Origin of the sequence: Microbacterium sp. NPDC097977 (assembly GCF_040302605.1) — a bacterium.
Lineage (GTDB): Bacteria > Actinomycetota > Actinomycetes > Actinomycetales > Microbacteriaceae > Microbacterium.
In genome coordinates this window covers 26,716-46,637 of record NZ_JBEOUR010000006.1, presented here as the reverse complement: position 1 = coordinate 46,637, position 19,922 = coordinate 26,716, and the positions used below count along the sequence as shown (strand labels likewise).

General features: G+C 68.9%; 17 protein-coding genes. 14 read left to right on the top strand and 3 right to left on the bottom strand.

Annotated features, from left to right (window positions below; all coding sequences use genetic code 11):
- The first annotated feature begins 1 nt into the window (after window position 1).
- Window positions 2-1,342 (top strand): class II 3-deoxy-7-phosphoheptulonate synthase, encoded by a 1,341-nt coding sequence (locus ABTZ43_RS02855; RefSeq protein WP_045253717.1) that lies wholly within the window; start codon window positions 2-4, stop codon window positions 1,340-1,342.
- A gap of 119 nt (window positions 1,343-1,461) precedes the next feature.
- Here the strand turns inward: ABTZ43_RS02855 and pknB are convergent, their stop codons facing one another.
- On the bottom strand, window positions 1,462-3,408 hold the full coding sequence (gene pknB, locus ABTZ43_RS02850) for a Stk1 family PASTA domain-containing Ser/Thr kinase (RefSeq protein WP_045253718.1): 1,947 nt from the start codon (window positions 3,406-3,408) through the stop codon (window positions 1,462-1,464).
- 79 nt (window positions 3,409-3,487) lie between these two features.
- The gene (locus tag ABTZ43_RS02845; RefSeq protein ID WP_350537747.1) at window positions 3,488-4,669 is read right to left on the bottom strand and encodes a LysM peptidoglycan-binding domain-containing protein; all 1,182 of its coding nucleotides are present in this window, start codon (window positions 4,667-4,669) and stop codon (window positions 3,488-3,490) included.
- Between the two features lie 152 nt (window positions 4,670-4,821).
- Between ABTZ43_RS02845 and ABTZ43_RS02840 the strand changes: the two genes are divergently transcribed.
- Window positions 4,822-5,241 carry an Rv2175c family DNA-binding protein gene (locus ABTZ43_RS02840; protein WP_502885307.1) on the top strand — a complete coding sequence of 140 codons (420 nt, stop codon included), beginning with the start codon at window positions 4,822-4,824 and terminating at the stop codon, window positions 5,239-5,241.
- 58 nt (window positions 5,242-5,299) lie between these two features.
- Here the strand turns inward: ABTZ43_RS02840 and ABTZ43_RS02835 are convergent, their stop codons facing one another.
- Complete coding sequence (locus ABTZ43_RS02835) at window positions 5,300-6,400, bottom strand: polyprenyl synthetase family protein (protein WP_502885306.1); 1,101 nt, start codon at window positions 6,398-6,400, stop codon at window positions 5,300-5,302.
- Between the two features lie 84 nt (window positions 6,401-6,484).
- Here ABTZ43_RS02835 and ABTZ43_RS02830 point away from each other — a divergent pair, with 84 nt between their 5' ends.
- The 12 genes from ABTZ43_RS02830 to ABTZ43_RS02775 all read left to right on the top strand — a co-directional run bounded on the left by ABTZ43_RS02830 (window position 6,485) and on the right by ABTZ43_RS02775 (window position 19,766).
- Window positions 6,485-6,856, top strand: coding sequence for an SCO2097 family morphological protein (locus ABTZ43_RS02830; RefSeq protein WP_056418595.1), 372 nt, complete (start codon window positions 6,485-6,487; stop codon window positions 6,854-6,856).
- A 262-nt stretch (window positions 6,857-7,118) separates the two neighbouring features.
- Window positions 7,119-7,550 carry a division/cell wall cluster transcriptional repressor MraZ gene (mraZ, locus tag ABTZ43_RS02825; protein ID WP_045253722.1) on the top strand — a complete coding sequence of 144 codons (432 nt, stop codon included), beginning with the start codon at window positions 7,119-7,121 and terminating at the stop codon, window positions 7,548-7,550.
- A gap of 114 nt (window positions 7,551-7,664) precedes the next feature.
- Window positions 7,665-8,603: a 16S rRNA (cytosine(1402)-N(4))-methyltransferase RsmH gene (gene rsmH / locus ABTZ43_RS02820; protein ID WP_056418588.1), complete on the top strand. Its 939-nt coding sequence runs from the start codon at window positions 7,665-7,667 to the stop codon at window positions 8,601-8,603.
- On the top strand, window positions 8,600-9,175 hold the full coding sequence (ftsL, locus tag ABTZ43_RS02815; RefSeq protein ID WP_350537745.1) for a cell division protein FtsL: 576 nt from the start codon (window positions 8,600-8,602) through the stop codon (window positions 9,173-9,175). Before rsmH ends, ftsL begins: the two co-directional genes overlap by 4 nt.
- Window positions 9,176-9,216: 41 nt before the next feature.
- Complete coding sequence (locus ABTZ43_RS02810) at window positions 9,217-10,998, top strand: peptidoglycan D,D-transpeptidase FtsI family protein (protein ID WP_350537744.1); 1,782 nt, start codon at window positions 9,217-9,219, stop codon at window positions 10,996-10,998.
- Window positions 10,999-11,026: 28 nt separating this feature from the next.
- Window positions 11,027-12,439: a UDP-N-acetylmuramoyl-tripeptide--D-alanyl-D-alanine ligase gene (locus ABTZ43_RS02805; protein WP_350537743.1), complete on the top strand. Its 1,413-nt coding sequence runs from the start codon at window positions 11,027-11,029 to the stop codon at window positions 12,437-12,439.
- Entirely contained in the window at window positions 12,436-13,548 is a 1,113-nt protein-coding gene (gene mraY, locus ABTZ43_RS02800; protein WP_045253727.1) for a phospho-N-acetylmuramoyl-pentapeptide-transferase, read from the top strand. Before ABTZ43_RS02805 ends, mraY begins: the two co-directional genes overlap by 4 nt.
- Window positions 13,538-15,076 carry a UDP-N-acetylmuramoyl-L-alanine--D-glutamate ligase gene (gene murD / locus ABTZ43_RS02795; protein ID WP_350537742.1) on the top strand — a complete coding sequence of 513 codons (1,539 nt, stop codon included), beginning with the start codon at window positions 13,538-13,540 and terminating at the stop codon, window positions 15,074-15,076. Before mraY ends, murD begins: the two co-directional genes overlap by 11 nt.
- Before the next feature lie 15 nt (window positions 15,077-15,091).
- Window positions 15,092-16,282, top strand: a complete 1,191-nt coding sequence (gene ftsW / locus ABTZ43_RS02790) for a putative lipid II flippase FtsW (RefSeq protein WP_056418569.1) — start codon at window positions 15,092-15,094, stop codon at window positions 16,280-16,282.
- Window positions 16,279-17,355, top strand: coding sequence for a UDP-N-acetylglucosamine--N-acetylmuramyl-(pentapeptide) pyrophosphoryl-undecaprenol N-acetylglucosamine transferase (locus tag ABTZ43_RS02785; RefSeq protein ID WP_350537741.1), 1,077 nt, complete (start codon window positions 16,279-16,281; stop codon window positions 17,353-17,355). The genes ftsW and ABTZ43_RS02785 overlap by 4 nt, the downstream gene beginning before the upstream one ends.
- A 62-nt stretch (window positions 17,356-17,417) precedes the next feature.
- Complete coding sequence (gene murC / locus ABTZ43_RS02780; protein WP_502885305.1) at window positions 17,418-18,815, top strand: UDP-N-acetylmuramate--L-alanine ligase; 1,398 nt, start codon at window positions 17,418-17,420, stop codon at window positions 18,813-18,815.
- A gap of 3 nt (window positions 18,816-18,818) precedes the next feature.
- The gene (locus ABTZ43_RS02775) at window positions 18,819-19,766 is read left to right on the top strand and encodes a cell division protein FtsQ/DivIB (protein WP_502885304.1); all 948 of its coding nucleotides are present in this window, start codon (window positions 18,819-18,821) and stop codon (window positions 19,764-19,766) included.
- Window positions 19,767-19,922: the final 156 nt, after the last annotated feature.

The following is a 19,922-nucleotide window of genomic DNA, read 5'->3' as shown; positions in this document are numbered from 1 at the left end:
CATGCTCCAGCACCACATCGACGCGCTTGATGCGTGGCGTTCGCTCCCGATCAAGCAGCAGCCTCAGTGGGCGGACGCAGAGCGCGTCGCCGAGGTCTCCACGCAGATCGGAGCGCTCCCGCCGCTGGTGTTCGCCGGTGAGGTCGACAACCTCCGCGACCGTCTCGCCCGCGCGGCATCCGGACAGGCGTTCCTGCTCCAGGGCGGCGACTGCGCCGAGACGTTCGCGGGTGCGACCGCCGAGCAGATCCGCAACCGCATCAAGACCGTGCTGCAGATGGCCGTCGTGCTCACGTACGGCGCATCGATGCCGATCGTCAAGATGGGCCGCATGGCCGGGCAGTTCGCGAAGCCCCGCTCGAGCGACACGGAGACGCGCGGCGACGTGACGCTGCCCGCATACCGCGGCGACATCGTCAACGGATACGACTTCACCGAGCTCTCGCGTCAACCCGATCCGGGGCGCCTGCTGCAGGGGTACCACACGGCCGCGTCGACGCTGAACCTCATCCGGGCGTTCACGCAGGGTGGCTTCGCCGACCTGCGGGAGGTGCACTCCTGGAACAAGGGCTTCGCGCAGAACCCGGCCAACCAGCGGTACGAGCGCATGGCGGCGGAGATCGATCGCGCGATCAAGTTCATGGAGGCGGCGGGCGCCGACTTCGACGAGCTCAAGCGCGTCGAGTTCTTCACCGGGCACGAAGGACTGCTCATGGACTACGAGCGTCCGATGACCCGCATCGACTCCCGCACGGACACGCCGTACAACACCTCGGCGCACTTCCTGTGGATCGGTGAGCGCACGCGCGAGCTCGACGGTGCGCACGTCGACTACTTCTCGAAGATCCGCAACCCGATCGGCGTGAAGCTCGGACCGACCACGACACCCGAGACCGCCCTCGCGCTGATCGACAAGCTCGACCCGAACCGCGAGCCCGGCAGGCTGACGTTCATCACCCGGATGGGTGCGGGCAAGATCCGCGACGCGCTTCCCCCGCTGCTCGAGGCGGTCCGCGACTCCGGCGCCCAGCCGCTCTGGGTGACCGACCCGATGCACGGCAACGGCATCACCACGCCGACCGGATACAAGACCCGCCGCTTCGACGACGTCGTGGACGAGGTGCGCGGATTCTTCGAGGCGCATCGCGCCGTCGGCACGTTCCCCGGCGGCATCCACGTCGAGCTCACGGGTGACGACGTCACCGAGTGCCTCGGTGGATCGGAGCACATCGACGAGGCGGCTCTCGCGACCCGCTACGAGAGCCTGTGCGATCCGCGCCTGAACCACATGCAGTCGCTCGAGCTCGCGTTCCTCGTGGCCGAGGAGCTCGAGAAGCGCTGATCCCTGACCGACGACAGAACCGCCCTCCCGGAGTCTCCGGGAGGGCGGTTCTCGTTGATCGGTGCGCCGGAGGCGCGATGCGCCGGAGGAGCTGTGCAGCGACGGCCGCCGTCACGCGGCTAGAAGGCGCTGCTGCGGATCTGCAGGGTGATCTTCGTCCCCTTGCGTCGCTGCTCACCCTCACCCGGATCCGATCCGGTGACCTCGGTGAAGTCGTTCGGGAAGGCGTTCCAGATGCCGTTCCAGGTGGGCTCGAAGCCCGCATCGCGAATCGCCTGCGCGGCTTCGTCCCGGCTCATCCCGGTGACATCCGGGACGGGGAACAGGGGAGGGCCCGTCGACACGATGAGCTGGACCTGGTCTCCGGGGCGCCAGTTGCCCTCTTCGGCGCGATCGGCGACGCCGATGACGCGATCCTTCTCGACGTCCTCGCTCGTGACGTACTGGATGTCTCCGCTGACCTGGAGCTGCTTGTCGGTGAGGGTCTTCGTGGCCTGGTCGACGGACATGCCCGCGACATCGGGGAACGCGCCGGCCGAGACGTAGAGCTCGACCGAGTCGTCTTCGAGCAGTTCGCAGCCCTCGGCGCAGGCATACACCTCGCCGCCGTCGCGCGGGGTGACGAAGGCGTTGATCACGCGGTCGGCATCGGCATCGGAGAAGAGCACGAGTGACTGCTCGGCCACGTTGACCTTGATGCCCGCCAGATAGTCGCGGGCTTCCTGCTCGGTCTTGCCGTTGAGTGTCTCGGCCGTGTGCGATGCAGGGCCGATCGAGACGACGACCGTGACCTCCGCGCCCTTGTCGAGTCGAGCGCCCTCGTCGGGGTCGGAGCGGATCGTCTGGTCGCGGGCGACATCGATGGAGTTCTCCTCGCCGCGGACGGGGACGAACCCCTCGGCGGTCAGAGCGTTGGCTGCATCGTCGTACGACATCCCTGCGACCGCAGGAACGGCGACGAGGGATCCCGGTCCTGACCCGAACCACCAGCCGACTCCGCCGGCCACGGTCGCGAGCAGGAGGACCAGCGTCAGCAGGAAAGCGCCGCGCGCACGTCGACGCGACGAGCGTCGGCGCAGCAGCGTGGCGTTGTCGACGGGCGCGGCCACCGGTGCGGTCGGATCGGCGATCGCGATCGTGCTCGGCATCACCTTGGTGACGTCGCCCGAATCCGCCTGGGAACGCTGCGACATGGTCGCCGCCGCGACGGCGGGGGCGATGCCGAGCCCGCGTTCGATCTCGCGCAGACGATCGAGCATCTGCTGAGCATCGTCCGGTCGCTCGTCGGGGGACTTCTCGGTGGCCCACAGCACCAGCTCGTCGAGCTGCTCGGGCACCCCCGGGTTGCGGACGCTGGGGCGCGGCACGGATTCGGTCGCGTGCTGGAAGGCGATCTGCATCGGCTGCTCGCCCTTGTACGGCTGCTCACCCACGAGCATCTCGTAGAGCATGATGCCGAGCGCGTAGATGTCGCTGCGGGCGTCCGCCGTCCCGCGGGTGACCAGTTCGGGCGCGAGGTAGGCGATCGTCCCCAGCAGCTGCTGTCCGGTGGCGGTGTTGGCGGTCGTCGCCCTGGCGAGCCCGAAGTCGCCGATCTTGATCCGGCCGTCCTCGGCGAGCAGCACGTTCTCAGGCTTGACGTCGCGATGCACGATGCCTGCGCGGTGCGCGGCGGAGAGCCCGGCGAGCACCGCATCCATGATCGTGATCGTCTGCGGGATCGTCAGGCGCTTCTGTTCGCGCAGGAGCTCGCGCAGGGTGATCCCTGGCAGGTACTCCATCACCAGGTAGGCGAGCTCGCCGTCCTGGCCCTGATCGAACACGTTGACCACGTGCGGGTCGGCCAGGCGGGCCGCGGCCCTGGCCTCCTGGATGAACCGGCTCTGGAAGGCGGAGTCATCGCTCAGGTGGGCGTGCATGACCTTGAGGGCGATGCGCCGTTCGAGCCGGAGGTCGGTGGCGACGTAGACGGTCGCCATGCCTCCGCGCGCGATCCGTGCACGCACCCGGTACCGACCGTCGACGAGCCGCCCGATGAGGGGGTCGGCCTGCTGATTGGTCGTCACGTCAAGATTCTATGGAGAACTGCCTGAAAGCTCGGGGAGCGGCTCGCCCCTCGACCCTGCGGGTTTGCCGGAAACCGCCTCACCCGTGGCTGGCGAGCCACTGGTACGCCTGCGTCTCCCACTGGCCGTACCGCTCCGGATATGCGGAGATCTGCACGGCCTGGGCCGCGTCGGTGAACCGCATGCCCTCCCAGCCGGAGACGTCGAGCAGGCCGCGGGATGCCGGACCGTTGGGATCCGACGCGCCGCCGTAGAAGACGCGGGTGCTGCGGTCGGAGTCGATGGCCTGCTCGGGCGAGCCCCACCCCATGCTCGGGCGCTGCTGGTAGAGGCCGAGGGAATCCCGGTCACCCCAGGCGAGGTTGCGCATGCCCGACTCCACCATCGCCGTCGCGAGAGCGATCGCGATGCCGCGGTCCGGTACGCCGAGTTCCCTGCCGATGCCGATGATGAGAGCGGCGTTGCCGGCCTGCTCGGCATCGAGGGCCGTGGACAGCTGCACAGGAGGTTCTGGTGCGGCCGGCGGGGTGGGGGCCGGCGCCGCGGCGACGACGAGACTCTGCCCGGGATAGATGATCGATTCGGCGGTCAGGCCGTTGAGGGCATACAGCTGGGCGACCGTGGTGGAGTACGTCCTGGCGAGCTCGAAGAGGGTGTCGCCCGGCACGATCGTGTGAGTCCGGCCGCCGGGGGCCGATGCGGGCGCAGCCGCCGGGGCGGCCGGTGCCTGCGCTGCCGGGGCCGGGGCACCCGTCAGCGCGAGCTGCTGCCCGGGATAGATCACGGATGCGCGCGTCAGCCCGTTCGCGGCGAGCACCGCGTCGACGGTGGTGCCGTACTTCTGCGCGATGCCGAACACCGTGTCTCCGGCGACCACCGCGTGGGTGGTCGTCGTGACGACGGGGGAGGGCGACGTCGCGGGCGCGCTCGGTGCGGCGGATCCGGTGAGCGAGAGCACCTGACCCGGGTAGATGACCGACCGCCATCCCAGCCCGTTGGCGGTGAGCACGTCCACGGTGCGCAGGCCGAATCGGGTGGCGATGGCGGCGATCGTGTCGCCCGGCTGCACCGTGTACGTGGCCGGTGGGGCCTCGGTCGGCGCTGAGCGGGTGGGTGGCGACTGCAGTCGCTCCACCGGACGGGCGGCGCCTTCTGCGTGCGCGGGTGCGACGGCGATGGCCCCCGTGAGAGTTCCCAGCACGGCGGCGGGCACGCCCAGTCGGAGGTAGCGCGTTCGGTGCGCGACAGTCTGCGTTCTCAAGGCGATCTCCCTTGTTCGGCGTCCGCCCACGCTGACACGGATGTAAACGTAAGTCAACTGGAGGGGCTCATGTGAAAGATGAGACTGGAGAGGCAGAAGAGACTGGTGTGAACGAAAGTGCGAGCTGCGCGCAGAGGTGAGATAGTTGCATCGTGTCTGTGCCTGAAGTGAACCCGTCTGAGAATCGTCCCGAGAACCCGGAGCCCGCGACGGCATCCGCGCACCTCGCGGATGCGTCTGCACCCACCCCCACCGAGTGGCTGACGATGCCCGACCTCGTCGATGTCCTCGACGAGGCCCTCGGTCGTGTCCGCCGGCTGATCGACGAGCACTACCTCGTGGGCTCGCGCCGCACGGGCGTCTTCGCGGTCCCGTCCGTGTTCATCGTCGACGGCAGCCCGCTGCCGTCGCTGCGCGGCACGATCATCGTGCTGCAGGATGCAGGCTTCTCCGACGACGAGGTCATCGACTGGCTGCTCGCACCCGAGGAGGAGCTGGGCCGTTCGCCGATCGACGCTCTCCTCGCCGGGCACAAGAGCTCGGTCCGTCGGATCGCTCGCACCCTCGCCTGACCCTGACCCTGACCCTGACCCTCGTGAGCCGGTGCGGCTCCGAACCGCCGGGGTCCTGTCAGGCCGTCCGGACGGTCGCCGCGCGCGCCAGATCCCGCAGCTCTCCGAGAGCAGCGCCGTCGAGGCGTGCGTCGGAGAGCGCCCTGTCGGCCTCTTCGGCGTAGTCCCCGATCATCCGCTCCACCTGATCGAGCGCGCCGGAGACCGAGATGGTGTCCTGCAGGAACGCGATCTGCTCGGTCGTGAGGTCGGGGTCCCCGAGCATCTCATCGAACAGATCGCGTGTCGCGGTGTCGAGGGTCTGCCGCGTGAGCGCGACCAGCACGGTGCGCTTGCCCTCGCGCAGGTCATCGCCCGCGGGCTTTCCCGTGACGGCGGCGTCGCCGTATACGCCGAGCAGGTCGTCTCGGAGCTGGAAGGCCATTCCGACGGGGTGCCCGAAGCGCCGCAGCGCGTCGAGCTGATCCGCATCGCCGGCGGCGATCGCCGCGCCGAGCACGAGAGGCTGCTCGATGCTGTAGCGCGCGGACTTGAGAGAGACAACGCGCAGCGCCCGAGCGAGATGCGACTCGGTGGCGTGCACACTCCACGCGGACTCCTCCGCGATGTCGAGGAACTGCCCGACGGTGACATCGCGACGCATGCGCGCATACTCGTGACGGACCGCCGCCGCATGGGGCAGCGGGGCCACGGCATCCTCGAGAAGATCGTCGCTCCATGCCACCAGGAGGTCGCCGAGCAGGATCGCCGAGGATCGGCCGAACGCCGCCGCGTCGCCGCGCCACCCCGCATCGCGGTGCGTGCTCTCGAGCGCGCGGTGCGCCGCGGGGCGACCGCGGCGGGTGTCCGAGTTGTCGATCAGGTCGTCGTGCACGAGGGCGGCGGACTGGAAGATCTCCAGAGCGGCGCAGACGTCCCAGAGCGCAGCCGTCGGTGCGGCGTCCCGGTCTCCGACGCGGGCGACGGCCTGCCAACCGGCGTGGCAGAAGCGGGCCCGGAGTCGTTTGCCCCCCACGAGCGTGTCGGCGGCCGAGTCGATGAGACCGGCCGCGTCGGGGCCGTAGTCGCTCGACTCGCTCCGCATCCGCTCCAGGAAGAGATGCAGGCGTGCGGCGACGGCGTCGGGGACGAGTGTGGGGGACGGCACGACTCCCAGCATACGTAAAGCGAACAGGGCGCCAACTGCTAGCCCGGAGCCGCATACCGCGCGTAGAATGAACAGACGATACCCGAGGGGGACGAAATGCCACTCTCCGAACAGGAGCAGCGTCTGCTCGACGAGATGGAACGCCATCTCCTCCACAACGACGCAGACGTCGTCAGTGCGCCGTCAGGTGACCGAGCACTCAGCTACCGCAATCTGGTCTACGGAGCATTGCTGCTCCTCGCCGGCGTCGGCGGGTTGATCGTCGGAGTCGTCCTCGGAGACGTCTGGGGCGTCGTGGTCGGCGTCGTCGGATTCGCCGCGATGCTCGGCGGCGTGATGTTCGCCGTCACCCCGGTGCGCAAGCCCCTGTCGTCGGTGCCTCAGGAGCGTGCCGCCAAGCAGCACAGCTCCGCGTCCTTCATGGACCGGATGAACGATCGATGGGACCGCCGCCAAGACGGCCGCTGACTCTCCCCACACACTTCCTCTACGAAGGCCCGGATGCTCTGAGCATCCGGGCCTTCGTCGTGTCTGCGCGGGGCGCGCGCCCGCGTCGTCTCCGTCCTCCACCTCCCTCCACCCGCCGCGATCCCTGTGATACCGCGGAATGCCGCGGGTCGGGCTTCTGATCGGAGCGCCTGGGCGCCGATTCGTCGTAGGTTTGTGGAGGAAAGTGGAGTAAAGTGGGGCGCACCTCGAGTTGGGCCGAACGGAGAGGGGGTGATGGCCGATGTTGCTGGGCACGCACTCGCCGAAGCTGGACGACAAAGGAAGGGTCATCCTTCCCGCGAAGTTCCGTGAAGACCTCGGTGGCGGCATCGTCGTCACCAGGGGGCAGGAACGCTGCCTCTACGTCTTCAGCACGGCCGAGTTCGAGACCATGCACGAGCGGATCCGTCAGGCGCCGCTCGCGAACAAGCAGGCGCGCGACTTCATGCGTCTGTTCCTCTCCGGTGCGAGTGCGGAGATGCCCGACAGCCAGAACCGCATCACCATCCCCGCCCACCTCCGTCAGTACGCGGGGTTGCAGAAGGAGCTCGTCGTCACCGGAGTCGGCGCACATGCCGAGATCTGGGATGCCGAGAGCTGGAACGCCTACCTCGCCGCCGGTGAGGAGACCTACTCCGATCTCGAGCAGGAGGTGATCCCGGGACTCTTCTGACCACGGCCGTGATGCCCCGCCGCTCCCGCCCCGACACACTTCCCCGGTGCCGGGTCGAGAAGCGGAGGGGGATCAGGGCCTTGGACTCCACCACAGGGTCACCCGAGAAAGATCATGAACCTCCGCGACATCCACACCCCCGTACTGCTCGACCGCTGCGTCGAGCTGCTCGCTCCGGCCCTGCAGGCCGACGGAGCGGTGCTCGTCGATGCCACGCTGGGCATGGGCGGCCACTCCGAGGCGCTGCTCGAGCGCTTCCCGCACATCCGCCTCGTCGGTCTCGACCGCGACACCGACGCCCTCCGCATCGCGGGGGAGAGGCTCGCACGCTTCGCCGACCGGGTCACGCTTGTGCACACGGTCTACGACGAGATCGGACTGCATGCGCAGGGGGCCGCCGGCATCCTCTTCGATCTCGGCGTCTCATCGCTGCAGCTGGACGAAGCGGAACGCGGCTTCGCGTATTCCAAGGATGCTCCGCTGGACATGCGGATGGATCAGACCAAGGGCATCACCGCAGCCGAGGTCATCGCGACCTACAACGAGGGCAACCTCCGCCGCATCTTCGAGCGCTACGGCGAGGAGAAGCTCGCCGGACGGTACGCGCGGTTCATCATCGCCGCCCGCGAGAAGCAGCCGATCACCCGTTCCGGTGAACTCGTCGAGATCCTCATCGCCGCGACGCCCGCCGCTGCGCAGCGCGCGGGACACCCGGCGAAGCGCGTCTTCCAGGCGCTGCGCATCGAGGTGAACGCCGAGCTCAACGTGCTCGCCGACGCGATCCCGGCCGCGATGGACGCCCTGGCGCCGAGCGGACGCATCGTGGTCATGTCGTACCAGTCCCTCGAGGACAGGCTCGTCAAGCAGGCGTTCGCCGCCGGTGCGGCATCCACCGCCCCGCGCGGCCTCCCGGTCGAGCTTCCGGAGCACGCGCCACGATTCCGCATCATCACCCGGGGCGCGGAACTCGCCGACGACGACGAGCGCGCACGCAATCCTCGGGCGATCCCGGTGCGCCTGCGCGCCGCCGAGAAGGTGCGGGAGAACTCATGAGCCTGAACGCCGCCGTCCGTCCGAACCGGTCCGCACCCGAGGCTCCCGCCCGTACTCCCCGCCGCACCCTGCAGCCCGTCACCGGGACGCCGCAGCGTCGCCGCCCGAGGCTCGCCTACGCGCTGCTGGCCGTCGGGGGAGCGCTCGCGATCGGTGCGGCCCAGATAGGGCTCTCGCTCGCGATCACCCAGGATTCGTTCACGCTCGCCGGACTCACCTCGCAGCAGCACGAGCTCGACCTGCGCACCGATGCGCTGCAGGAGGACCTCACCGGGATGAGCTCCCCGCAGTCGCTCGCGACGAGCGCCGCGGCGCTGGGCATGGTGGTGGCGGGTTCGCCTGCGTACCTGAGACTGAGCGACGGCGCGGTGTTCGGGCAGGGGACCGGCGCGGCCGGCGCGTCGACGATCGATCCGACCGGCGCGGGCGCGGTGGGCAACGCACTCCTCAACGACGTCCCGGTCAACGCGTCGACAGCGGACGACGACACTCCGGACGCACCGTCGGGCCAATCGATGCAGGAGCTCCCGCCGGCCATCACCGACGGCCTCCCGAGTCCGAGCACACGATAGCCACGACCCCACCGACCACCCCGAGCTGACGGAGAGCATCCATGACGACACGAGCCACCCGGACGCCTCGGCGACGCACGGTCGTCGCTCTGGCGGTGATCCTCGCGGTCCTCGGGGCGTTCGTCGTCCGACTCGTGGACATACAGGTGGTCAAGGCCGACGAGCACGTCGCCCAGTCGATGGAGTACATCGCGCACGGCACGGCCATCCCCGGTCAACGCGGATCGATCGTCGACGCCGACGGCTCGGTGCTCGCCGAGAGCGTGCTGGTGTACGACGCGCAGCTCAGCCCGCAGGTCATCCGCCTGCTGGAGGAGGACGAAAAGAACCCGCCGGCGCTGCCCTGGGCGGAGGCGTCCACGCGCATCGCGGAGATCATGGGCCTGGACGCCGACAAGCTCCGCGCCGACGTCGCGGCGGTGCTCGCGGACAACCCCGACTCGCAGTACTTTCCGCTCGTGAAGGGGCTGAGCACCGAGAAGTACATCCAGCTGCGCGACCTCAAGATCTCTTCCTACCTGCAGATGAAGCCTCGCGAGGTCAGGGTCTACCCGAACGGCGCCGTGGCCGGGAACCTCCTGGGCTTCCTCGACGGCACGAGCACCGCTCAGGCCGGCGTCGAGAAGATGGACGAGAAGTGCCTGGCTCCGACCGACGGTGAGGAGTCGTACCGCACAGGCAAGAACGGCGTGGTCATCCCGGGCAGCGAGAGCAGGACAGACGCGGTCGACGGCGGCTCGGTGCAGCTGACCATCAACAGCGACCTGCAGTGGTACATGCAGCAGATGATCGCCGAAGAGGCGCAGACCCAGGGCGCCAAGGGCGGCACCGTCACGGTGGTCGAGGTCGGCACGGGCAAGATCCGCGCCGCGGCCGAATGGCCCACCATGGACCCCAACGACCTCAACGCCTCGTCGCCCGACACCTGGGGCAGCAAGCTCTTCACCTACCCGTTCGAGCCGGGCTCGACGTTCAAGCCGGTCACCGCCGCGGCGATCATGGAGAACGCCGGCGTCACGATGACGACCCCCACGGTGTCGGCGTCGTCGCACGAGAAGTTCGAGAACGGCGCCGTCATCAACGACGCCTTCGTGCACCCGACCTTCCAGTACACGCTCGCGGGCGCCCTCATCGACTCGTCGAACGTGGCGCTGTCGAAGTTCGGCACCATGGTCAGCCCCGACGTGCGCCACGACTACCTCGAGCGCTTCGGCGTCGGGACCAAGACGATCGGCTTCCCCGACGAGACGAGCGGACTGCTGCATCCCACGAGCGAGTGGGACAACCAGTCGCTGTACACGACCACCTTCGGGCAGTACTTCACGGTGACGGCCCCGCAGCTCGCCGGTGCCTACCAGGCGATCGCGAACGGCGGCGAGAAGATCGGTCTCTCGCTCATCGAGTCCTGCACCAGGCCGGACGGAACCGTCGTCACCCCCGACGCTCCGGAGCACGAGCAGATCATCAAGACCCAGACGGCCGCAGATCTCACCCGGATGCTCGAGAACGTCGCCGTCCAGGGCGGCAACGCCGAACGCATCCAGGTCCCCGGCTACCGCGTGACCAGCAAGACCGGTACCGCACAGATCCCCGACGGCAACGGCGGCTACAAGTCGGGCGTCTACTACACGAGCATGGTGGGCTTCGCCCCGGTCGACGACCCCCAGTACGTCGTCGTGGTCACACTCGACGAGCCGACTAGAATTACATCGTCTGCCGCCACCGCATCGGCCTTCCAGAAGGCGATGACCCAGACCATGAAGACCTACCGCGTGATGCCGTCCTCCACTCCGATGGACGCACCGCTCCCGAAGTTCGAATAGCCGGCGCCCCGCCGCGCCTGGAGACGTCATGATCGCCCTGTCGCTTGCTGAGATCGCCACCGTCCTCGGGGGTGATCTCCGTCTCGCGGGTCCCGCGACCGCCGAGACCATCGTCGACGGGATCGTCGACACCGATTCCCGAGAGATGGGTCCCGGCTCGATCTTCGTCGCGAAGCCCGGTGCCGAGACCGACGGGCACCGGTTCGTGGGCGCAGCGCGCGAGACGGGCGCGGCTCTCGCGATCGTCGAGCACGTGGTCGACGAGGACATCCCGCAGATCGTGGTCCCCGACGCCGTGACCGCCCTCGCGGATCTGGCCCGTGAGGTCGTCGCTCGCGTCCGCGCCGCCGGGGACCTCAGGATCGTGGGCATCACGGGCTCGAACGGCAAGACCACGACGAAGAACTTCCTCGCCCGCATCCTCTCCGACGAGGGCGAGACCGTCGCTCCCATCAAGTCGTACAACAACGAGGTGGGCGCGCCGGTGACGATGCTGCGCGTCACCCACGGCACCCGGTTCCTCGTCAGCGAGTTCGGGGCGGATGCTCCCGGCAGCATCGCACGACTGGCAGGCCTCGTGCATCCCGATGTCGCGGTGGTCCTCATGGTGGGCATGGCCCACGCCGGAGGGTTCGGCGGCATCGAGGCGACGGCGAGGGCCAAGTCCGAGCTCGTCTCGGCGGCCACCTCTTCTGGCACCGCCGTGCTGAACGTGGACGACTTCCGTGTCGCCGCAATGAGCGACCTGGCGACGTCCCGGGGGATGTCGGTCGTCGGTTTCGGGCAGAGCGATGCCGCAGACGTCCGCGCGCACGATGTCGAGGTGACCGCCTCCGGCACGACGTGCGTGGTGGAGGCGGGGGGAGAGCGGATCCCGCTGCGACTCCAGGTGCTCGGTGCACACCACGTGGGCAATGCGCTCGCGGCGATCGCCGCCGCTCGGGTACTCGGAGTCTCGACCGCCGACGCCGTCGCGCGCCTCGAGACCGTCGAGATCGCCGAGCGCTGGCGGATGCAGCCGCTCGGCAACGACCGGGTGCGCATCATCAACGACGCGTACAACGCGAGCCCCGACTCGATGGCGGCAGCGCTGCGCACCCTCGCGCAGATCACCGGCCAGGACGAGCGCACCGTCGCCGTCCTCGGCGCCATGAGCGAGCTCGGCGAGACCGCGGGCGAGGAGCACGACCGGATCGGGCTGCTCGCCGTGCGCCTCAACATCCAGCGCATCGTGGTCGTCGGGCCGGAGGCGCGCCGACTGTTCATCTCCGCGATCGGCGAGGGGTCGTGGGACAGCGAAGCCGTCTTCTTCCCCGACCAGGACGCGGCGTTCGAGTACCTGCGCACGGAGCTGCGTGACGGCGATCGCGTCCTCGTGAAGTCCTCCAACTCCGTGGGCCTGCGGCATCTCGGCGATCGTCTGGGAGAATTGTTCTCGTGAGGTCTCTCATCATGGCGGCCGCGATATCGCTCGCCTTCACCCTGTTCCTGACTCCCGTCTTCCTCCGGCTCTTCCGCAAGTGGGGTTGGGGGCAGGTCATCCGCACCCCCGAAGCGATCGAGAACCCGAGCCACGAGGCCAAACGCGGCACGCCCACGATGGGCGGTGTCATCTTCATCCTCGGCACGATGGTCGGCTACTTCACCGCGACGTACGTCGGCGGCGGCACCCCCGCGCTCTCCGCGCTGCTCGTGCTGTGGCTCATGGTCGGCTTCGGCGCCGTCGGCTTCATCGACGACTACATGAAGGTGCACAGCCAGCGCAGCCTCGGTCTGTCGGGGTGGCGCAAGATCATCGGTCAGCTCGTCGTGATCATCCCGTTCGGCATCGTCGCCCTGAACTTCCCCAACTCGTTCGATCAGACCCCCGCATCCGGATCGATCTCGCTGTTCCGCGACATCCCGTGGCTGAACCTGTTCGCCTTCGCGGCGATCCTCGGATGGGTGCTCTACCTGCTGTGGATCGCGATCATCGGTGTCGCGACGTCCAACAGCGTGAATCTGACGGACGGTCTCGACGGTCTCGCGGCCGGTGCCGGGGTCATCGTCGTCGGCGCCTACAGCCTGATCGCCTTCTGGCAGTTCAAGCAGTCGTGTGTGGGGGAGGGCGTCGAGAAGGCGGCGTTCAGCGGATGCTACGAGGTCCGTGACCCGTTCAGCCTCGCGATCATCGCCGCGTCGGTCGCCTCGAGCCTGATCGGGTTCCTGTGGTGGAACGCACCCAAGGCGAAGGTCTTCATGGGCGATGTCGGATCGATGGCGATCGGCGGCGTGATCACCGCGATGGCGATCCTCACCCGCACCGAGCTGCTGCTCTTCATCATCGCCGGCGTGTTCGTCATGGCCTCGGGGTCGGTCATCCTGCAGCGCGGCTACTTCAAGATCACTCGCGGAAAGCGACTGTTCCTGATGAGCCCCTTCCACCATCATCTCGAGATGCGCGGATGGTCCGAAGTGACCATCGTGGTGCGCATGTGGATCATCGCCGGTCTCCTGGCCGTGTCGGCTGTCGGTCTGTTCTATGTGGAATGGCTGACCCGTGTCGACTGACGCCAGGCTCGCGACGTTGACCAGCTGGCACGCCGACTGGTCCGGCCTGCGCGTCGCGGTGCTCGGCCTGTCGATGACGGGCTTCTCGGTCGCCGACACGCTCACCGAGCTCGGCGCCGACGTGCTCGTGCTCAGCGAGTCCGCCGAAGAGGAGTACGCCCGGCTGCTTCCGGTGATCGGGGCCCGCCTGGAGCTCGGTCCGCTCGCGACGGTGCCCGCCGCTCTGAGCGGATTCGATCCCGAGGTGATCATCGCCTCTCCCGGGTTCTCGCCCGCACATCCCGTGATCCGCTGGGCGCAGGAGTCCGGCATCGCTCTGTGGGGCGACGTCGAACTCGCCTGGCGTGTGCGCGACAAGGTGCGGCGAGCGGACGGCTCGTCCGCCGACTGGGTGCTGATCACCGGCACGAACGGCAAGACGACGACCACTCAGCTCACCGCGTCGCTGCTCGTCGAGGGCGGGCTGCGCGCCGCCCCCTGCGGCAACATCGGAGTGCCGATCCTCGATGCGGTGCGAGACCCCGAGGGCTTCGACGTGCTGGTGGTCGAGCTGTCCAGCCATCAGCTCTGGTATCTCGGCCGGTCGCGCGCCGAGGGTGAGCTGTACCCGCACGCGTCCGTGTGTCTCAACCTCGCGGACGATCATCTCGTGTGGCACGGCAGCGCCGATGCCTACCGCGATGCGAAGGCGATCGTGTACCGGAACACCCGCGTCGCGTGCGTCTACAACAAGGCCGATGCCGCGACGCGCATGATGGTCGAGGAGGCCGAGGTGGTCGAGGGGGCGCGTGCCGTCGGGTTCGACCTCGGGATCCCCGGTCCCAGCGACCTCGGCGTGGTGGAGGGGCTGCTCGTCGACAGGGCGTTCCTCGACGACAGAGCGCGCAGCGCGCTCGAGCTCACCACCGTCGCCGACCTGGAGCGGGTCGGTCTCGCGGCTCCGCACATCGTGCAGAACATCCTGGCCGCAAGCGCGCTCGCCCGGTCGCTGGGAGTCGAGCCGGAGGCGATCCACGCCGCGCTGCAGTCCTTCCGCCTCGACGAGCACCGCATCCAGGTCATCGCGCGCTATGGGGGCATCACCTGGGTGGACGACTCGAAGGCGACCAACCCGCATGCCGCGGCCTCGTCGCTGCGCGCATACCCGGGAGCGATCTGGGTCGTCGGCGGCGACCTCAAGGGCGTCGACATCGGCGAGCTCGTCGCGTCGGTCGGTGCGACGGCCAAGGCGGCGGTCGTGATCGGCGTCGAGCGCGGATCGGTGGTCGCGGCATTCGAGCGACACGCGCCGACGGTCCCGGTGTTCGAGGTGGATGCTGGCGAGACTGATCACGTCATGAATCGCGTCGTGGAGATCGCCGCGGGGATCGTCGAGGGTGAGGGCACAGTCCTGCTGGCCCCCGCAGCGGCATCCTTCGACCAGTTCTCCGGCTACGCGGATCGCGGACACCGCTTCGCCGAGGCGGTGCGGGACTGGATAGACCGGGGGAACGCCGATGACTCAGGTCGCACGCCCCCCACGGTCTGAGTCCGGAGGCGGGGGATGAGCGGTCTCGCCGCTCGCGTCTCGCTCGGTCGGAGGTTCACCCCGGTCTCCACCGAATTCCTCATGATCGCGTCGGCCGCGCTGATGCTGACGATCTTCGGACTCGTGATGGTGCTCTCGGCGACCAGTGCCACCGCGGTCGCCAGCGGCGAGAATCCGATGGACGGCGCCCTGCGCCAGGGCATCTTCGCCGTCCTCGGCGTCCCGCTCATGTTCCTGATCTCGCGACTGCCGATCGCCTTCCTGAAGAAGATGGCGTGGCCTGCGCTCTTCGGTGCGGTCGCCCTCCAGCTGCTCGTCTTCACCCCCCTCGGCATCGAGGACGGCGGCAACCGCAACTGGATCATGGTCGCGGGCTTCACCCTGCAGCCGTCGGAGTTCCTCAAGCTCGCCCTCGCCCTCTGGATCGGCTTCGTGCTGATGCGCAAGCACACCATGCTCGGCACCTGGCACCAGGTCTTCATCCCCGTCGTGCCCGTCGGGGCGCTCGCGATCGGCACGGTCATCGCGGGCAAGGACCTCGGGACGGCGATGGTGCTCGTGATCGTCCTGCTCGGGTGCCTGTTCTTCTCCGGCGTGAAGCTGCGGCTGTTCATCCTGCCCGTGCTCCTCGGGGTCGTGTCGGTGATCGCTCTCGCCATCACCAGCCCCGACCGGATGCGGCGCATCACCGCGACCTGTTCCGACATGTCGGCCTACACGGGGGACTGCTACCAGTCGATCCACGGCATCTGGGGCATGGCCTCGGGCGGGATCTTCGGCGTCGGTCTGGGCAACTCGCAGGAGAAGTACGGGTGGCTGCCCGCCGCGGGCAACGACTTCATCTTCGCGATCGTCGGCGAGGAGCTCGGTCTGATCGGATGCATCGTCGTGCTCGCGCTCTTCACGCTGTTCACGGTCGGCGCCTTCCACATCATCCGCAAGACGGCCGACCCGTTCATCCGCGTCGCCGCCGGCGGGATCACGGTCTGGATCACCGGCCAGGCCGTCTTCAACGTCGGCGTCGTGATCGGTCTCTTCCCTGTCATGGGAGTTCCGCTGCCGTTCATGTCACAGGGCGGCACCGCGCTGCTCGCCGTGCTCATCGCCTGCGGAGTGCTGCTCTCCTTCGCCCGCACCATCCCCGCCGTCGAGGCTCAGGCTCCTCTGCGGAACGCATCAGTGGGGCGGGGTAGGGTCGCACGGTGACCTCGTACCTTCTCGCCGGCGGTGGCACCGCCGGTCACGTCAACCCCCTGCTCGCCGTCGCCGACGGACTGCGGGCCAGGGATGCCGACGCCGATGTGCTCGTGCTCGGCACCGCCGAGGGACTCGAGTCCCGACTCGTCCCCGCCCGCGGCTATGAGCTTCTGATCGTCGACAAGGTGCCCTTCCCGCGCCGTCCGAACCGGCAGGCGACATCTTTCCCCGCCCGATTCCGCCGCGCGATCGCTCAGGTCCGCGACCACATCCGGGCCCATGACGTGGATGTCGTGGTGGGCTTCGGCGGCTACGCCGCCGCTCCGGCCTACGTCGCGGCCCGTCGCGAGGGCGTGCCCTTCGTCGTGCACGAGGCGAACGCCAAGCCGGGACTGGCCAACGTCCTCGGCGCGCGAGGGGCCGCGGCCACCGGAGTCGCCTTCGGCGGCACCCGTCTGCGCGGCAGCGAGGTGGTGGGCATGCCTCTGCGCCGTGAGGTCATCGAGCTCGATCGCGCGGCAGCCCGCGACGAGGCGGCGGTGCACTTCGGACTCGACGCCGCCCGGCCTGTGCTGCTCGTCTTCGGCGGTTCGCTCGGTGCTCAGCGCCTCAATGACGCGCTCGCGGATTCATGGGGAGACATCCTCGCCACCGGCTGGCAGCTGCTCCATGTCACGGGGGAGCGCAGCGACCTCGTCGACCCCGAGGTACCCGGATACGCGTTGCGGCGCTACGTGGATCGGATGGATCTCGCGTTCGCCCTCGCCGACCTGATCGTCTCGCGCTCCGGCGCCGCCACGGTCAGCGAGATCAGCGCGCTGGGCATCCCCGCCCTGTACGTGCCGTACTCGGTGGGCAACGGCGAGCAGCGGCTCAACGCCGCGTCGGCCGTCGCCGTCGGAGCGGCACGCCTGCTCGACGACGCGTCGTTCGACGGCGATGCCGTGCGCCGCATCGTGATCCCCGTCCTGAACGATCCGGCGCGGATCGCGGAGATGGCGGCGGCCGCCGAGAAGGTCGGGACGCGCAGCGGCACCGAGAACGTGATCGCCCTCGTGGATCGCGCACTCGGCGTCTCCTGACCGTGCCTCCGACGGCGTCGCGCCGCCGAAACGTCCCTACCGAAAAGTAGACTGAATCCGACATGATCAGACCTGACCTCTCCCTCCCGATCCCCGAGTCGATCTCCTCCGCCCACTTCATCGGCATCGGTGGTTCCGGCATGAGCGGCCTCGCCAGGATGTTCCTGGACGCGGGCATCCGGGTGTCCGGGAGCGACCGCGCCGACAGCGACAATCTGCGCGCCCTCGCGGCCGCCGGGGCGGTCGTCCATGTGGGGCACGACGCGGCTCACCTCGGCGATGCCGACACCGTGGTGCACACCGGCGCGATCTGGCCCGAGAACCCGGAGTTCGTCACGGCGAAGGAGCGCGGCCTGCACGTGATCCACCGTTCGCAGGCACTGCACTGGCTCATCGGTTCGCGCCGACTGGTCTCGGTCGCAGGCGCGCACGGCAAGACAACGTCGACCGGCATGATCGTGACGGCTCTGCAGGCACTCGGCGCGGATCCGAACTTCGTCAACGGCGGCGTCATCGAACAGCTCGGCATCTCCAGTGCGACGGGCACGGGGGAGCTGTTCGTGATCGAGGCCGACGAGTCCGACGGCACCTTCCTGCTCTACGACACGGCCGTGGCGCTCATCACCAACGTCGACCCCGATCACCTCGACCACTACGGTTCCGACGAGGCGTTCCACGATGCGTTCGTCCGCTTCGCCGATGCCGCGACCGAGGCCGTCGTCATCTCCAGCGACGACCCGGGGGCATTGCGGGTCGGGGCAGGGTTGTCGCATCCGCACGTCCTCACCTTCGGACAGGCGGAGGATGCCGACGTCCGCGTCGCCGACATCGTGGCAGCGGGGCCCGTCTCCGCGACGATCAGTCGCGGCGACGAGAGCGTCCGTCTGCAGCTGGCCGTGCCGGGAGTGCACAACGCGATCAACGCGGCGGGTGCCATCACGGTCCTCCTCGCCGTCGGCTTCGGGCTCGCCGAGTCCGCGCGTGCCGTCGAAGGCTTCGCCGGCACGGTGCGTCGTCTCGAGCAGCACGGAGTCGAACGCGGTGTGACGGTCTACGACGACTACTCGCATCACCCGACCGAGGTGCGCGCGGCGCTCGAGGCCATGCGCTCCCTCGCAGGCGCCGGTCGCATCATCGCGATCCAGCAGCCGCACACCTATTCGCGCACGCAGCACATGTTCCAGGAGTTCGCCGACGTGCTCGAGGCCCACGCCGATCACACGGTGATGCTCGACGTCTACGGTGCGCGGGAGGATCCGGTCCCCGGCGTCACGGGCGAGCTGGTGAGTGGCGCATTCCGCGACCCCGCGCACGTGCACTACGTGGCGGACTGGCAGCAGGCGGCCGACTACACGGCATCCGTCGCGCGTGAGGGCGACTTCGTCGTGACTCTCGGCTGCGGCAACGTCTACCAGATCATCCCGCAGGTGCTCGAGTCGCTGCGCACCACCGGGGCCTAGCCGATGCGGCGTCCACCTGCGCTCCCCACCCCGCCCGCGGGGGCCGCAGACGGCGGCAGCGCGTCGCGACGCCGTGGCGCGGGTCGGGCATCTCGTGCGCAGGGCGACGACCCCACCACACGCACCGGTGCGGATCAGCCCGTGGGCTCGCAGGCCGACGGTGCGGACGAGACCGTGCAGGAGGCGTCGGATCGGCCGACGTCCACGCGTGACGTGTGGCGCGCGGCCCGAGCGCGCCGCAAGGCGCTGAGAGCCGAGATCCGGCGATTCACGCAGCGGTCGCGTCGTCGCCGCATCATCTGGCTGAGCACCGTCGTCGCGATCGCCGTGGTGGTGGGCGGCACGGTGATCGCGGCGTACAGCCCGCTCTTCGCGGTCGAGAAGGTCACGGTCGTCGGCGCCTCGACCCTCGATCCTGCCGCGGTCGAGACCGCTCTGGCGGGGCAGGTGGGCACGCCTCTGGCGCTCGTCGACTCGAGCGAGGTGAAGGCGGCCCTGCTGGCCTTCCCGCTGATAGAGACCTACGCGCTCGAAGCGAAGCCTCCGCATGACCTGACGGTGAGGATCGTCGAGCGGACCCCCGTCGGCGTCATCCGCTCGGATGCGGGGTACACGCTGGTCGATGCGGCGGGCGTCGCGCTCTCCACGACATCGGATCAGCCGGAGGGGCAGCCCCTGCTCGACATCGAGGGCGGCACGGATTCGGCCGCGTTCGAGAGCGCCGGACTCGTCATACGGTCCGTCCCTGCGGATCTGCGCGCATCTCTCACCGGAGTCAGAGCGACGACGGCCGACGACGTGACGCTCACGCTGAACACCGGACTGACCGTCGTGTGGGGGAGCTCGGAGAACTCGCCGATGAAGAGCGAGGTCCTCTCGAAGACGTTGATCGGCAATCCCGGGGCGTCCTCCATCGACGTCACGTCGCCGCACGCCGTCGTCGTCGGCTGACTTTCGGCGTCAAACGGGCGACACGCCCGTGTCGCTGCGTGCGCGCGTGTGCATCGCGCTTACCTTCGAACAAGAGAAACCAATACCGGGAAATACTTTACACCTCTAGTTGAGGTTTAAGGTTCAAGCCCTGGATTCTCACCCATAGACAGGCTC

What these genes read in the sequence shown, in the direction of transcription:
- ftsW (WP_056418569.1), top strand. Translation starts at nt 15,092, where the DNA reads ATGAGCGGTCTCGCCGCTCGCGTCTCGCTCGGTCGGAGGTTCACCCCG.
- ABTZ43_RS02810 (WP_350537744.1), top strand. Translation starts at nt 9,217, where the DNA reads ATGACGACACGAGCCACCCGGACGCCTCGGCGACGCACGGTCGTCGCT.
- rsmH (WP_056418588.1), top strand. Translation starts at nt 7,665, where the DNA reads ATGAACCTCCGCGACATCCACACCCCCGTACTGCTCGACCGCTGCGTC.
- ABTZ43_RS02775 (WP_502885304.1), top strand. Translation starts at nt 18,819, where the DNA reads ATGCGGCGTCCACCTGCGCTCCCCACCCCGCCCGCGGGGGCCGCAGAC.
- mraZ (WP_045253722.1), top strand. Translation starts at nt 7,119, where the DNA reads ATGTTGCTGGGCACGCACTCGCCGAAGCTGGACGACAAAGGAAGGGTC.
- ABTZ43_RS02805 (WP_350537743.1), top strand. Translation starts at nt 11,027, where the DNA reads ATGATCGCCCTGTCGCTTGCTGAGATCGCCACCGTCCTCGGGGGTGAT.
- ftsL (WP_350537745.1), top strand. Translation starts at nt 8,600, where the DNA reads ATGAGCCTGAACGCCGCCGTCCGTCCGAACCGGTCCGCACCCGAGGCT.
- ABTZ43_RS02830 (WP_056418595.1), top strand. Translation starts at nt 6,485, where the DNA reads ATGCCACTCTCCGAACAGGAGCAGCGTCTGCTCGACGAGATGGAACGC.
- ABTZ43_RS02855 (WP_045253717.1), top strand. Translation starts at nt 2, where the DNA reads ATGCTCCAGCACCACATCGACGCGCTTGATGCGTGGCGTTCGCTCCCG.
- murC (WP_502885305.1), top strand. Translation starts at nt 17,418, where the DNA reads ATGATCAGACCTGACCTCTCCCTCCCGATCCCCGAGTCGATCTCCTCC.
- ABTZ43_RS02835 (WP_502885306.1), bottom strand. Translation starts at nt 6,400, where the DNA reads ATGCTGGGAGTCGTGCCGTCCCCCACACTCGTCCCCGACGCCGTCGCC.